This window comes from Isoptericola sp. NPDC056134 (genome assembly GCF_042264825.1).
In the GTDB taxonomy this organism is placed as follows: Bacteria; Actinomycetota; Actinomycetes; order Actinomycetales; family Cellulomonadaceae; genus Isoptericola; species Isoptericola nanjingensis.
The window spans coordinates 179,137-192,329 of record NZ_JBHJVM010000005.1; the positions used below are offsets into that span (position 1 = coordinate 179,137).

At 73.3% G+C, this 13,193-nt stretch carries 12 protein-coding genes and 1 pseudogene; 8 read left to right on the forward strand and 5 right to left on the reverse strand.

All coding sequences use genetic code 11. The features are described 5' to 3' along the window. The first annotated feature begins 30 nt into the window (after positions 1–30). From hpaD to ACFCZN_RS07285, 4 genes are read left to right on the forward strand one after another with little or no spacing between them, the layout of a single operon-like run. Complete coding sequence (gene hpaD, locus ACFCZN_RS07270; RefSeq protein WP_430556317.1) at positions 31–1,173, forward strand: 3,4-dihydroxyphenylacetate 2,3-dioxygenase; 1,143 nt, start codon at positions 31–33, stop codon at positions 1,171–1,173. An 8-nt stretch (positions 1,174–1,181) separates the two neighbouring features. Then, positions 1,182–1,991, forward strand: a complete 810-nt coding sequence (gene hpaH / locus ACFCZN_RS07275) for a 2-oxo-hept-4-ene-1,7-dioate hydratase (RefSeq protein ID WP_430556318.1) — start codon at positions 1,182–1,184, stop codon at positions 1,989–1,991. Then, positions 1,976–2,803: an aldolase/citrate lyase family protein gene (locus tag ACFCZN_RS07280; protein ID WP_430556319.1), complete on the forward strand. Its 828-nt coding sequence runs from the start codon at positions 1,976–1,978 to the stop codon at positions 2,801–2,803. The genes hpaH and ACFCZN_RS07280 overlap by 16 nt, the downstream gene beginning before the upstream one ends. Further along, entirely contained in the window at positions 2,800–4,281 is a 1,482-nt protein-coding gene (locus tag ACFCZN_RS07285; RefSeq protein WP_430556320.1) for an NAD-dependent succinate-semialdehyde dehydrogenase, read from the forward strand. The genes ACFCZN_RS07280 and ACFCZN_RS07285 overlap by 4 nt, the downstream gene beginning before the upstream one ends. Before the next feature lie 69 nt (positions 4,282–4,350). On the opposite strand, the gene ACFCZN_RS07290 is transcribed toward ACFCZN_RS07285, so the two are convergent. The 5 genes from ACFCZN_RS07290 to ACFCZN_RS07310 form a co-directional block, all read right to left on the reverse strand. Further along, entirely contained in the window at positions 4,351–5,808 is a 1,458-nt protein-coding gene (locus ACFCZN_RS07290) for an alanine/glycine:cation symporter family protein (RefSeq protein ID WP_430556321.1), read from the reverse strand. Positions 5,809–5,930: 122 nt separating this feature from the next. Beyond that, positions 5,931–7,382: a dihydrolipoamide acetyltransferase family protein gene (locus tag ACFCZN_RS07295; protein ID WP_430556322.1), complete on the reverse strand. Its 1,452-nt coding sequence runs from the start codon at positions 7,380–7,382 to the stop codon at positions 5,931–5,933. A 20-nt stretch (positions 7,383–7,402) separates the two neighbouring features. After that, positions 7,403–8,416, reverse strand: coding sequence for an alpha-ketoacid dehydrogenase subunit beta (locus tag ACFCZN_RS07300; protein ID WP_429765596.1), 1,014 nt, complete (start codon positions 8,414–8,416; stop codon positions 7,403–7,405). Continuing rightward, positions 8,413–9,570, reverse strand: a complete 1,158-nt coding sequence (pdhA, locus tag ACFCZN_RS07305) for a pyruvate dehydrogenase (acetyl-transferring) E1 component subunit alpha (RefSeq protein WP_430556381.1) — start codon at positions 9,568–9,570, stop codon at positions 8,413–8,415. Before pdhA ends, ACFCZN_RS07300 begins: the two co-directional genes overlap by 4 nt. Before the next feature lie 256 nt (positions 9,571–9,826). Continuing rightward, positions 9,827–10,093, reverse strand: coding sequence for a DUF805 domain-containing protein (locus ACFCZN_RS07310; protein ID WP_429765594.1), 267 nt, complete (start codon positions 10,091–10,093; stop codon positions 9,827–9,829). A 102-nt stretch (positions 10,094–10,195) separates the two neighbouring features. Between ACFCZN_RS07310 and ACFCZN_RS07315 the strand changes: the two genes are divergently transcribed. The 4 genes and pseudogenes from ACFCZN_RS07315 (at position 10,196) to ACFCZN_RS07330 (ending at position 13,183) form a co-directional block, all read left to right on the forward strand. Beyond that, positions 10,196–10,594 (forward strand): RidA family protein, encoded by a 399-nt coding sequence (locus tag ACFCZN_RS07315; RefSeq protein WP_430556323.1) that lies wholly within the window; start codon positions 10,196–10,198, stop codon positions 10,592–10,594. A 32-nt stretch (positions 10,595–10,626) separates the two neighbouring features. Next, positions 10,627–10,881 (forward strand): hypothetical protein, encoded by a 255-nt coding sequence (locus ACFCZN_RS07320; RefSeq protein ID WP_430556324.1) that lies wholly within the window; start codon positions 10,627–10,629, stop codon positions 10,879–10,881. Positions 10,882–11,098: 217 nt separating this feature from the next. After that, positions 11,099–12,781: pseudogene (locus ACFCZN_RS07325) on the forward strand (alpha-galactosidase); the annotation flags it as partial. 102 nt (positions 12,782–12,883) lie between these two features. Next, positions 12,884–13,183, forward strand: coding sequence for a GH36 C-terminal domain-containing protein (locus tag ACFCZN_RS07330; RefSeq protein WP_430556382.1), 300 nt, complete (start codon positions 12,884–12,886; stop codon positions 13,181–13,183). The last annotated feature ends 10 nt before the right edge of the window (positions 13,184–13,193 follow it).

Sequence of the window (13,193 nt, forward strand, 5' to 3'; positions counted from 1 at the left end):
GACCAGCAAGAGACCAGCAAGGACGCTGCCATGACGCACCTGAACGACCGCACCCTCACCTCCTCGGGCTTCTACGTGAGCCAGGAGGCGCCGATCACCTGCGACAACCCGACCCCGACGCCGGCGAGCCCCGCGCCCGACATCCTGCGCTGCGCGTACATGGAGCTCGTCGTCACCGACCTCGCCGCGTCGCGCGAGTTCTACGTCGACGTGCTGGGCCTGTACGTCACGGAGGAGGACGAGCAGAGCATCTACCTGCGCTCCACCGAGGAGTTCATCCACCACAACCTGGTGCTGCGCCAGGGCGAGGTCGCCGCCGTCGCCGCGTTCTCCTACCGCGTGCGCACGCCGGAGGACCTCGACAAGGCCATCGCCTTCTACGCCGAGCTCGGCTGCGAGGTGCGCCGCGAGCCGGGCGGCTTCACGAAGGGCATCGGGGAGTCGGTGCGCGTCGTCGACCCGCTCGGCTTCCCGTACGAGTTCTTCTTCCAGACCGAGCACGTCGAGCGGCTGTCGTGGCGCTACGACCTGCACACCCCCGGCGAGCTCGTGCGTCTGGACCACTTCAACCAGGTGACCCCGGACGTGCCGCGGGCCGTGAAGTTCATGCAGGACCTGGGCTTCCGCGTCACCGAGGACATCCAGGACGACGAGGGCACCGTCTACGCCGCGTGGATGCGCCGCAAGCCGACCGTGCACGACACCGCCATGACGGGCGGCGACGGCCCGCGCATGCACCACGTGGCGTTCGCGACGCACGAGAAGCACAACATCCTCGCCATCTGCGACAAGCTCGGGGCGCTGCGCCGCTCCGACGCGATCGAGCGCGGCCCGGGCCGGCACGGCGTCTCGAACGCCTTCTACCTGTACCTGCGCGACCCCGACGGGCACCGCGTCGAGATCTACACGCAGGACTACTACACGGGCGACCCGGACAACCCGGTCGTCACGTGGGACGTGCACGACAACCAGCGCCGCGACTGGTGGGGCAACCCCGTCGTGCCGAGCTGGTACACCGAGGCGTCCCTCGTGCTGGACCTCGACGGCACCCCGCAGCCCGTCGTCGCGCGCACCGACGACTCCGAGATGGAGGTGACCGTCGGCGCCGACGGGTTCTCCTACACCCGCAAGGGGGACACGGAGCAGGGCTTCAAGCTGGGGGCCACGCTGTGACGGGGGCTGTGACGGGGGGCGACGGCGAGCGCACCCTCGACGACGACGCCGTCGTCGCCGTCGCCGACGAGCTCGCGGAGGCGGACCGCACCCGCACCCCCGTGCCGCTGCTCACCGCGCGGCACGAGGGCATGACGGTGGCCGACGCGTACGCCGTGCAGCGCACCTGGCGCGAGCGCGGCGAGGCGCGCGGCCGCCGCGTCGTCGGGCACAAGATCGGCCTGACGTCGAAGGCCATGCAGGCCGCGACCGGCATCACCGAGCCGGACTACGGCGTCATCTTCGACGACATGGTGCTGGAGTCCGGCAGCGTCGTGGAGCACGCCCGGTACTCGAACGTGCGCGTCGAGGTGGAGCTCGCGTTCGTGCTCGCGTCGCCGCTCGAGGGCCCCGGGATCACCGTGACCGACGTGCTGCGCGCCACCGACCGCGTCGTGCCCGCGCTGGAGATCCTCGACGCCCGCGTCGAGATGCCGGGCCGGACCATCGTCGACACCATCAGCGACAACGCCGCGATGGGTGCCATGGTGGTGGGCGGGCGGCCCGTGCGGGTCGACGACGTCGACCTGCGCTGGGTGTCCGCCCTGCTGTACCGCAACGAGACCATCGAGGAGACGGGCGTCGCCGCGGGCGTGCTGGGGCACCCGGCCGCCGGCGTCGCCTGGCTCGCGAACAAGCTGGCGGCGCACGGCGACTCGCTCGCCGCCGGCGAGACCGTCCTGGCCGGGTCGTTCACCCGCCCCACGTGGGTGCACCCCGGCGACACCGTGCACGCCGACTACGGAACCCTGGGGGCCGTGACATGCCGCTTCGTCTGACCACCGACCGCTCGCTCGCCGCGATGCTCGCCGAGGCCGGGGACGAGGGGCGTCCCCTCGTCGGTGCCTGGTCGTCGATGGGCAGCCCCGTGGCGGCGGAGCTCCTCGCCGGCAGCGGGCTGGACGTCGTGCTGGTCGACGGCGAGCACGGGCCGAACGACCTCACGACCGTGCTCGCGCAGCTCCAGGCCACCGCCGTGTACCCGGTCGCGACGCTCGTGCGCGTGCCGTCCGGCGACCCGGTGGGCCTCAAGCGGGTGCTCGACCTCGGCGCCACGAACGTCCTGGTGCCCATGGTCGACTCCGCCGCCGAGGCGGAGGCCGCGGTGCGCGCCGTCCGGTACCCGCCGGCCGGGGTGCGCGGCGTCGGCAGCGCGCTCGCCCGCTCGTCGCGGTGGGCCCGCGTGCCCGGCTACCTCGGCGGGGCGGACGACGGCATCACGCTCGTCGTCCAGCTCGAGACCCGCGCCGCGATCGACGACGCCGCGGCCATCGCCGGCACGGACGGCGTCGGCGCCGTCCTGATCGGCCCCGCGGACCTCGCCGCGTCGCTCGGCCACCTCGGGCAGCAGGACCACCCCGAGGTCGTCGACGCCGTGCTCCGCGCGATCGCCGCGTGCCGCGCGGCGGGCACGCCCGTCGGCGTCAACGCCTTCGACCCGGCCATGGCCGACCGCTACCTCGACTCCGGGGCGGCCTACGTCGTCGTCGGCGCCGACGTCACCCTGATCGCGCGCGGCTCCGAGCAGCTCGCCGCGCGCGTCGCCTCCCGCACCACGACCGCGCACACCAAGGACGGTGGAACCCGATGACGACGACCAGCCCGATGACGACGGTCCCGGCCGGCTCGACCAGCGTGGAGGCCCCGACCGGCCTCCTGATCGGCGGGGCGTGGCGCGACGCGTCCGACGGCGGGTCGTTCGCCGTCGAGAACCCGGCCACGGGCGAGACGCTGACGCACGTCGCGTCCGCGACGAGCGACGACGCCCGCGCCGCCCTGGACGCCGCCGCGGGCGCGCAGGCCTCGTGGGGCGCGACCCCCGCCCGCGAGCGGGCCGAGATCCTGCGGCGCGGGTTCGCCCTCGTGCAGGAGCGCCGCGAGGACCTGGCGCTGCTCATGACGCTCGAGATGGGCAAGCCGCTCGCGGAGGCGCGCGGCGAGGTGACGTACGGCGGCGAATTCCTGCGCTGGTTCGCCGAGCAGGCCACGCACGACGACAGCCGGTACGCGCACACCCCGGAGAACACGCTGCGGATGCTGGTGCAGCGCCGCCCCGTGGGCCCGTGCCTGCTCATCACGCCCTGGAACTTCCCGCTCGCGATGGCCACCCGCAAGGTGGCACCCGCCGTCGCCGCCGGCTGCACCATGGTGCTCAAGCCGGCCCGCCTGACGCCGCTGACGTCGCTGCTGTTCGCGCAGCTCATGGTCGAGGCCGGTCTGCCGGACGGCGTGCTCAACGTGGTGCCGTCGGCGTCCGCGTCGTCGGTCAGCGAGCCGCTGATGGCGGACCCGCGGCTGCGCAAGGTGTCGTTCACCGGCTCCACGCCGGTCGGTCAGAACCTGCTGCGCGCCGCCGCCGGCACCGTGCTGCGGACGTCGATGGAGCTGGGCGGCAACGCCCCGCTCGTCGTCTTCGAGGACGCCGACCTGGACGCCGCCGTCGACGGCGCGATGGCCGCCAAGCTGCGCAACGGCGGCGAGGCCTGCACCGCCGCCAACCGGTTCTACGTGCACGAGTCCGTCGCCGACGAGTTCGTCTCCCGGCTCGCCGACCGCTTCCGCGCCGTCGTCGTCGGGAACGGCCTGGACGACGGCACCACGCTGGGCCCGCTCGTCGAGGCCAAGGCCGTGGACTCGGTCGCGGCCCTCGTGGACGACGCCGTCGCGCGCGGCGCGCAGGTCGTCGTCGGCGGCTCCCGCGTCGACGGGCCGGGCCACTTCTTCCAGCCCACCCTGCTGCGCGACGTCCCCGCCGACGCCCGCTGCATGACGGAGGAGATCTTCGGCCCCGTGGCCCCGGTTGCGACGTTCCGCACCGAGGACGAGGCCGCGGAGCTCGCGAACTCCACCGAGTACGGGCTGGCGTCGTACGTGTTCACGTCCGACGTGCGCCGCGGGCTCGCGTTCGCCGAGCGCCTCGAGTTCGGGCTGCTGGGCCTCAACGCCGGCGTCATCTCCAACGCGGCCGCGCCGTTCGGCGGGATGAAGCAGTCCGGCACCGGCCGCGAGGGCGGGTTCGAGGGCATCGCCGAGTACCAGGAGACGCAGTACGTCGGCATGCCGCTCTGAGCGGGAGGTGGTGCGGGCCCGCGAGGTGGTGCGAGGGGTCCTCCTCGTACCACCTCGCGGAGTCCTGGACTACCTCGCGAGCACGTCCTCGCGCTCAGGCTCGTGCTCGCGCGGCTCCCAGCACTCGATCCCTCGGACACCGGGGAGCCGGTCGCGCGTGAACTGCGGGTCGAGCCCCTGCTTGCGCTGGGCCGTGAAGTCCCGCATGAGGCGGAACGCGATCGTGCTGAGCGGCGCGATCGCCGCCAGGTTCACCAGCGCCATGACCGCCATCGTGGTGTCGGCGAGCGTCCACACGAGCTGCACCGAGCCGATCGACCCCAGGAACGCGATGACGAGGAACACCACCCGGAACGCGGTCATCGCGCCGCGGCGCCTGGTGAGGAACGCGATGTTCGCCTCGCCGTAGTAGTAGTTGCCCAGCACGGACGTGAAGGCGAGCAGCAGCAGGATCACCGTCAGCAGGTGCAGCGACCAGTCACCGAGGCTGGACTGCAGCGCCTGCTGCGTCATCGTCGGGCCGGCGTTCTCGCCGTACGTCGGGTTCGACACCAGCACGATGAACGCGGTGATCGAGCAGACGAACAGGGTGTCGACGTAGACGCCCAGCGTCTGCACCAGGCCCTGCTTCACGGGGTGGCTCACCGTCGCGGTCGCGGCGGCGTTCGGCGCCGAACCGAGCCCGCCCTCGTTGGAGAACATGCCGCGGCGGACGCCCTGCGAGATCGCGGTGCCGACGCCCGCGGCGGCGAACTCCTGGAACCCGAGGGCGCTGCCGACGATGCTCCCGACGACGTCGGGCACCTTCTCGACGTTGAGCGCGACCACCAGCACCCCGAGGCCGAGGTAGAGCACCACCATGAGCGGCACGAGCAGCTGCGCGGTGTTCGCGATGCGGTGCAGGCCGCCGAACACGATCGCGGCGACGACCGCCGTGAGCACCACCCCGACGACGGGGGCCAGCCAGCCGGGCGTCTCGCCGAGGATCTGCTCGGCCGAGGTGCCCACCGCGCCGGAGATCGTGTTCGCCTGCACCGAGTTGAAGACGAAGCTGAACGTCACGATGATCACGACCGAGAACAGCAGGCCCATCCACCGCTTCCCGAGGCCGCGCTCCATGTAATAGGCGGGCCCGCCGCGGAAGTCCTTGCCGTCCTTGACCTTGTAGAGCTGGGCGAGCGTCGACTCGACGAAGCTGGCCGCGCCGACGACGAGGCCCATCACCCACATCCAGAACACGGCGCCCGGGCCGCCGAGGGCGATGGCGGTGGCCACGCCCACGATGTTGCCCGTCCCGATCCGCGCCGCGGCCGAGATCGCGAACGCCTGGAACGACGAGACCGGCTTCTGACCCGGCGCGGGCGCCGACTTCCCGACGACGGAGCGGAACATGTCCGGCAGCAGCCGGATCTGCACCGCCCCCGACCGGACGGTGAAGTACAGGCACAGCGCCGCGAGCACCGGGACCACGAGGTAGAGCCATAACCCGTCGTTGAACGAGGCAAGGGCGGCGTTGAAGCTTTCCATGATCGAACTGGCCTTTCGGTCGCTTCCGGTCCCGACGTCGGCGCGGAACCGGTCGGTTACCCTAGCGAACTATCCAGTTTCGGTCATGCTCCGTCCACGAATGTTCCGGGCACGAGGCGCCCTCAGCCCCAGACGAGCCCCCGCGCCGGGTCCTCCAGCACCTTCGCGACGTCGGCCAGGTAGCGGGCGGCGAGCTCGCCGTCGACCAGGCGGTGGTCGACGGACAGCGCGAGCTGCGTGACCCACCGCGCCTTGATCTTGCCCTTGTGCACCCACGGCTGCTTGCGGATGGCGCCGAACGCGAGGATGCCCGCCTCACCGGGGTTGAGGATCGGCGTGCCCGTGTCGGTGCCGAAGATGCCGACGTTGGTGATGGTGATCGAGCCGTCCGCCATGTCCGCGGGCTGCGTGCGGCCCGCGCGCGCCGTGGACGTGAGGGTCGCGATCGCCTTCGCCAGGCCGAGCAGGTCGAGGGTGTGCGCGTCCTTGATGTTCGGCACGACGAGGCCGCGCGGCGTCGCCGCCGCGATCCCCAGGTTCACGTAGTGCTTGTAGACGATCTCCTGCGCGCCCTCGTCCCAGCTCGCGTTGATCTGCGGGTGCCGGTTGACCGCCAGCAGCATCGCCTTGGCGGCGACGAGCAGCGGCGTGACGCGCACGTCCGCGAAGTCGCGGTCCTCCTTCAGGTGCGCGACGAGCTTCATCGTCTTCGTGACGTCGATCGTCTGGAAGACCGTGACGTGCGGCGCCGTGAACGCGCTGGCCACCATCGCCTCGGCCGTGCGCTTGCGCACCGACTTCACCGGCACGCGCGTCTGGCGGCCGTCCTGGCTGACCGTGCCGGAGGCGAGCCACGGCCTGTCGTCGTCGGGGTAGGTGGCGAGGGACTTCGGGGCGGCACCCTCGTGGTGCGCGACGACGTCCTCCCGCGTGACGATCCCGCCCGGGCCCGTGGGGTGCACGGACGCGAGGTCGACGCCGAGGTCCTTCGCCAGCTTGCGCACCGGCGGCTTGGCGAGCACCCGGGTGCTCTGCGCGCCGGGCGCCGCCGGCACGCTCGCCATCGGCTTCTCGATCGCCGGGGCGGCCGGGGCGGGGGCCGGTACGTCGACGTCGAGGGGAGCGCCCGAGGTCGACGTCCCGGACATCGACGTCGGGCGCTTCGCCTCGACCTCGGCGGCCGGGGCGGCAGCGCGCCGCCGTCGTCGGCCACCGCCCGCGCCGTCGCCGGTGCCGTACCCGACCAGCACGGAGCCCGAGCCCTCGCCCGACGTCTCCTCGGCGGCCGCGGCGGGCGCGTCCGACGACCCGCCCGACGGCGCTCCGGCGGGGGCGTCGGTGGTGATCTCGATGATCGCCGTGCCGACGTCGACGGTCGTGCCCTCCTCGGCGAGCAGCGCCGTGACGGTGCCCGCCCACGGCGACGGCAGCTCGACGAGCGACTTGGCGCTCTCGATCTCCACGAACACCTGGTTGACGGCGACGGTGTCGCCGACGGCGACCTTCCACTCGACGATCTCGGCCTCGGTGAGGCCCTCGCCCACGTCCGGCAGCGGGAAGCGCTGGGTCGTCATCGTTCTCCTCAGGTCCGCTCTCAGTGGGCCAGCACGCGGTCGACGGCGTCCACGACGCGGTCGACGCTCGGCAGGTACTCGTGCTCCAGCTTCGCGACGGGGTACGGCGCGTGGAAGCCGCCCACCCGCAGGACGGGGGCCTCGAGGGAATAGAAGCACTCCTCGCTGACGCGGGCCGCGACCTCGGCGCCGGAGCCGAGGAACGTCGGCGCCTCGTGCACGACGACGCAGCGCCCGGTCCGCTTCACCGACTCCGCGACGGCGGTCACGTCGAGCGGCGAGATGGCGCGCAGGTCGACCACCTCGGCGCTGGTGCCCTCGGCGGCCAGCGTGTCGGCCGCCTTGAGCGCCGTCGCGACCGTCGGCCCGTAGGCGACGAGTGTGACGTCGGTGCCCTGGCGGGCGACGCGCGCCCGGTTGAGCACGTCGGCGCCACCGGCGGCGGCCACCGTCGGGTAGGGGCTGGTCGTGACCTCGCCCTTGGACCAGTAGCGGCCCTTCGGCTCGAAGAACAGCACCGGGTCCGGCGACGCCACGGCGGCGCGGATCATGTCGTACGCGTCCTGCGGGGTGGACGGCGAGACGACGCGCAGGCCCGGCGTGTGCGCGAACAGCGCCTCCGGGCTCTCCGAGTGGTGCTCCACCGCGCCGATGCCGCCGCCGTAGGGGATGCGGATGACGACGGGCACCTGCAGGCGGCCGCGCGAGCGGTAGTGCATCTTCGCGAGCTGCGTCGTGATCTGGTCGTAGGCCGGGAACACGAAGCCGTCGAACTGGATCTCGCACACCGGCCGGTAGCCGCGCAGCGCCATGCCGATCGCGGTGCCGACGATGCCGGACTCCGCGAGCGGGGTGTCGACCACGCGGTCCTCGCCGAAGTCCTTCTGCAGCCCGTCGGTGACACGGAAGACGCCGCCGTTGCGGCCGACGTCCTCGCCCATGACGAGCACCTTGCCGTCCGACTCGAGCGCCGAGCGGAGGCCCTCGGTGATCGCCCGGGCGAACGTCAGGGTCTGCGGGGTTGCTGAGGTCATCGGGCCGCCCCCGTCGTCTCGTTCGTCTCGTTCTCGTACTGCTCGAACCACGCCTTCTCGGCCTGCACCTGCGCGTGCTCGGTGGCGTACACGTGCTCGAACATCGCCGTCGCGGGCGGGGCGCCCAGCTCTCGCACCTCGGTGCGCAGCCGCTCACCGAGGGCGTCGGCCTCGCGCTCGATGCCGGCCGCCCAGCCGTCGTCCCATGCACCCTCGGCGCGCAGGAGCGCGGCGAGGCGGTCGATCGGGTCGCGGCGGGCCCAGTGGTCCTCCTCGGCGCGGGCCCGGTATCGGCTCGGGTCGTCGGAGGTGGTGTGGGCGCCCATGCGGTACGTGTACGCCTCGACGAAGGTGGGGCCGCCGCCGGAGCGGGCGCGCTCCAGCGCCTCCGCGGTCACGGCGTAGCAGGCGAGGACGTCGTTGCCGTCCACCCGCACGCTGGGGATGCCGAACCCCTCGCCGCGCTGGTAGAGCGGGGCGCGCGACTGGCGCGACGTCGGCTCCGAGATGGCCCACTGGTTGTTCTGCAGGAAGAACACGACGGGCGCGTTGTTCACGGCCGCGAAGACGAGCGCCTCGCTGACGTCGCCCTGGCTCGTGGCGCCGTCGCCGAAGTACGTGACGACGGCGGCGTCGCGCGCCGCGTCGCCGGTGCCGACCGCGCCGTCGCGCTGCACGCCCATCGCGTAGCCGGTCGCGTGCAGCACGTGGGAGCCGATGACGAGCGTGTACAGGTGCACGTTGTGCTCGTTCGGGTCCCAGCCGCCGTGGTCCTCGCCGCGGTACAGGCGGAGGCGGTCGACCGGGTCGACGCCGCGCGCCTGGAGCACGCCGTGCTCGCGGTAGGAGGGGAACACGTAGTCCTGCGGCGACAGGGCGTACGCCGACCCGACCTGGGCGGCCTCCTGGCCACGGCCCTGCGCGTACAGCGCGAGCTCGCCCTGCCGCTGCAGGGCCGTGGCCTCGTCGTCGAACCGTCGCGTCAGCACCATGTCGCGGTACAGGGCGCGCAGGTCCTCGGAGGTGAGGTGGTCGACACGCGAGCGGTAGGTCGCGTTGTCGGGTTCGACGACACGCTCGCCGGTGGGCGAGACGAGCTGGACCAGGGGGTCGACGTCAGCAGGCGCGACGTCGGCGGGCACGTCGACAGGCATCTTGTCGGGCTCGCCGGTGGTGTGCTGCGGCACGCGGTCTCCTTCGCTGACGGCCCCTGAACGGGGGCTGGGCTGCTCCGGCACGGAGGAGGTCCCGGCGCACCGATCGGCGCCACCGGAACCTACGCCTTCGTAGCCTACGCCAGCGTAGGTTGCCGTCCAGGGGGCAGACCCCCCGACGGCGGTGCCAATGTCCCCCCGGTCGTTTTGGAGGATTCCTCCAAGCGTGCCGGGCGGTCGACCGCGCCCGCGCAGGTCAGCGCGGGTACCCCTGCCCCGCCCGCAGCGCGTCCCGCTCGCGCAGCACCGGCCACCGCGAGAAGGCGAACACGAGGAACATCACCACGTTGAGGATCGGCACGATCCCGACCAGGACCCACCAGCCCGAGTAGCCGGCCTTCTGGATGATCCGGATGTACGCGATCAGGAAGATGACGGCCACCGCCAGGTAGACGATGATCGCGGCCGTGCCGAACAACCATCCGTAGTCGTCGGCGAGCTGGTCGTAGTCCACGTTCTCCATGGCGGGGAGTCTTCCGCCGCTGGGCGGTACCGCAACCGCAACCGGAGCCGTGTCGGTGGTGCGCGCGATGCTCAGGACACACCTCGACGAAGGGACCCGCCCATGAACGCGCAGTCGACGCCGACGCCGGTCAACCCGCCTTCGCTGCACCAGAACCCCGCCTTCGCGTGGGGCATGATCCTGCCCGCCGGCCGCACGCTCTACGTGGGCGGGCAGAACGGCACCGGCCCCGACGGCGCCCTCGTCGAGGGCGGCCTGGGACCGCAGACCGAGGCTGCCCTGCGCAACGTGATCGCGGTGCTGACCGAGGCCGGCACCGACGTGGAGCACGTCGCGAAGCTGACGATCTACCTCGACCCCGCCGTCGACCCGAACGAGGCCTACGCCGCCTCCGGACGCGTCTGGCGCGCGCGCACCGCCGTCACCGTCCTCGCCATCGCGCCCGCCCGCCCCGGCGCGCTCGTCGAGGTCGAGGCCGTCGCGACCGTCCCCGAGCGCTGACGGGCACGAGCCGCCGCCCTAGGGTGTGCGACGTGCGCAGACACCGGGGCCGCGGGCTCTTCCAGACGGTCGCGGTGCTCGCCGCGTTCTTCGCCGTCGCGGACGGGTTCCGCTGGGGCAACCGCTGGTACGTCTCGACGATGTTCGCGGATGCGGACGACCCGGTGTACTCCCTGGAGATCTTGGCCAAGGCGCACGACGCCCTGGTGCACGGCCTCGTCTGGCTCGTGATCGCGCTGGTCGCCGCCTTCGTGGGCTGGCGGCTGCGGGTGGTGCCGGTCGCCTGAGATCGGTCATCCGCTACGGGATCGGTCCGATGGATGACCGATCGTGTGCCGGATGACCGATCTCGTGGCCGGCGGATGGCAGGCTCAGGGCGTGACTGCCACCACCGGCCGCGCGGACGCCGCCGCCCACGGCTCCGCCGTCGACACCCTCGTCCATCTGCGCGCGGACGGCGTCAGCGTGCTGGTCGACGCCCGCGGCGGCGAGCTGCCCGCCGTCGTGCACTGGGGCGACGACCTCGGCCCGCTGACCGCCGACGATGCGGCCGCCGTCGTCGAGGCCGCGGCCGCCCCGCTCGTGAGCAGCGGCCCCGACGAGCCGACCCGGCTCGCGCTCGTGCCGGAGCCGCGCACGGGCTGGCTCGGGCGCCCGGGCATCGTGGGCGAGCGCGACGGCGGCGCCTGGTCGCCGCGCTTCACGACCACCGTGGCGACGCTGTGCGGCGGCACCCTGGCCGCCGGCCTCACCGAGGGCGGCGCCGGGGCGCTGCGCGTCGAGGCGACGGACCCGGTCGCGGAGCTCACGCTCGTCCTCGACGTCGAGCTCACCGTCGACGGCGTGCTGCGGACGCGAGCCGCCCTCCGCAACGACGGCCGCCCGTACCGGCTGCACGAGCTCGCCGTCGTCCTGCCCGTGCCGCCTCGGGCGCGGGAGGTCCTCGACCTCACGGGCCGGTGAGGCAAGGAGCGGGTGCCGCAGCGGCACGACCTCACGGTGGGGACGCACCTGCGCGAGGGCCGCCGCGGCCGCACGGGCTTCGACGCCGCAACCGTGCTGACCGCGGGCGTCCCGGGCTTCGGCTTCGGCCACGGCGAGGTGTGGGGCCTGCACGTGGGCTGGTCGGGCAACCACCGGCACTGGGCGGAGCGGCTGCCCACGGGCGACCAGGTGCTGGGCGGCAGCGAGCTGCTGCTGCCCGGCGAGGTGACCCTCGGCGCGGGCGAGGAGTACGAGACGCCGTGGATCTACGGCGTGCACGGCCACGGCCTCGACGCGCAGGCCGCGCGGCTGCACCGGATGCTCCGCCGCCGCACGGCGCACCCGCGCAGCCCGCGCCCGGTGACCCTCAACGTGTGGGAGGCGGTCTACTTCGACCACGACCTCGCGAGGCTCACCGCGCTGGCCGACGCCGCGGCGGAGCTGGGCGTCGAGCGGTACGTGCTCGACGACGGCTGGTTCCGCGGCCGCCGGGACGACACCCGCGGCCTGGGGGACTGGTACGTCGACGAGGAGGTGTGGCCCGACGGCCTGGACCCGATCGCGGACCACGTGCACGGTCTCGGCATGCAGTTCGGGCTGTGGTTCGAGCCCGAGATGGTCAACCTCGACTCCGACCTGGCGCGCGCCCACCCCGACTGGGTGCTGACCACCGGCGGCCGGGTGCCGGTGCCGTCGCGGCACCAGCACGTGCTCGACCTGTCGAACCCCGACGCCGCCGCCTTCGTGCTGGAGCGGATGAGCGCGATCATCGGCGCCCACGGCGTGGACTACGTGAAGTGGGACCACAACCGCGACCTCGTCGACCCGGGCTCCGGCCAGGACGGACGGCCCGTCGTGCACGCCCAGACGCTCGCCGCCTACGCGCTCATGGCCGAGCTGCGGCGGCGGCACCCGGGCCTGGAGATCGAGTCGTGCTCGTCGGGCGGCGGCCGGGTGGACCTCGGCGTCACCGAGCACACCCAGCGCGTCTGGGTGTCCGACGTGACCGACCCCTTGGAGCGCCAGCAGATGCAGCCGTGGACGGCGCAGCTGCTGCCGCTGGAGTACCTGGGCGCGCACGTCGCAGCGGACGTCAGCCACCAGACCCGCCGCGCGCACTCCCTCGCCTTCCGCGCGGCGACCGCCCTGTTCGGCCACTTCGGCATCGAGTGGGACCTCACCCGCTCGACGCCCGAGCAGCTCGCCCACCTGGCCGGCTGGATCGAGCTGTACAAGGCGGAGCGCGGCCTGCTGCACACGGGCACGCTGGTGCGCCAGGACCTCCCCGCGGACGACGGCCGGCAGGTGTGGGGCGTCGTCGCGACCGACCGCTCCCGCGCCCTGTTCCAGGTCGCGACCCTGACCCGACCCGCCACCGCGCCGCCCGGCCGCCTGACCCTGCGCGGCCTGGACCCCGCGCGCCGCTACCGCGTCACCCCGCTGCCGCTGAGCGGCGAGGCCTACGACGGCTGGTCGGTCCCGCCGTGGCTCAGGCGCCCGGAGGGCACCGTCCTGACCGGCCGTACGCTCGCCGTCGCCGGGCTCCAGACGCCGGAGTCGGCGCCCGAGACGGCGCTCGTGCTGCGGGTGGAGGCCGTCGGCTGACCGCGCTCCC

Excerpts from the sequence above, each read along its gene's own strand:
- ACFCZN_RS07310 (WP_429765594.1), bottom strand. The coding sequence starts at position 10,093 with ATGGAGAACGTGGACTACGACCAGCTCGCCGACGACTACGGATGGTTG.
- hpaD (WP_430556317.1), top strand. The coding sequence starts at position 31 with ATGACGCACCTGAACGACCGCACCCTCACCTCCTCGGGCTTCTACGTG.
- pdhA (WP_430556381.1), bottom strand. The coding sequence starts at position 9,570 with ATGCCTGTCGACGTGCCCGCCGACGTCGCGCCTGCTGACGTCGACCCC.
- ACFCZN_RS07285 (WP_430556320.1), top strand. The coding sequence starts at position 2,800 with ATGACGACGACCAGCCCGATGACGACGGTCCCGGCCGGCTCGACCAGC.
- ACFCZN_RS07300 (WP_429765596.1), bottom strand. The coding sequence starts at position 8,416 with ATGACCTCAGCAACCCCGCAGACCCTGACGTTCGCCCGGGCGATCACC.
- ACFCZN_RS07315 (WP_430556323.1), top strand. The coding sequence starts at position 10,196 with ATGAACGCGCAGTCGACGCCGACGCCGGTCAACCCGCCTTCGCTGCAC.
- ACFCZN_RS07290 (WP_430556321.1), bottom strand. The coding sequence starts at position 5,808 with ATGGAAAGCTTCAACGCCGCCCTTGCCTCGTTCAACGACGGGTTATGG.
- ACFCZN_RS07295 (WP_430556322.1), bottom strand. The coding sequence starts at position 7,382 with ATGACGACCCAGCGCTTCCCGCTGCCGGACGTGGGCGAGGGCCTCACC.
- ACFCZN_RS07280 (WP_430556319.1), top strand. The coding sequence starts at position 1,976 with ATGCCGCTTCGTCTGACCACCGACCGCTCGCTCGCCGCGATGCTCGCC.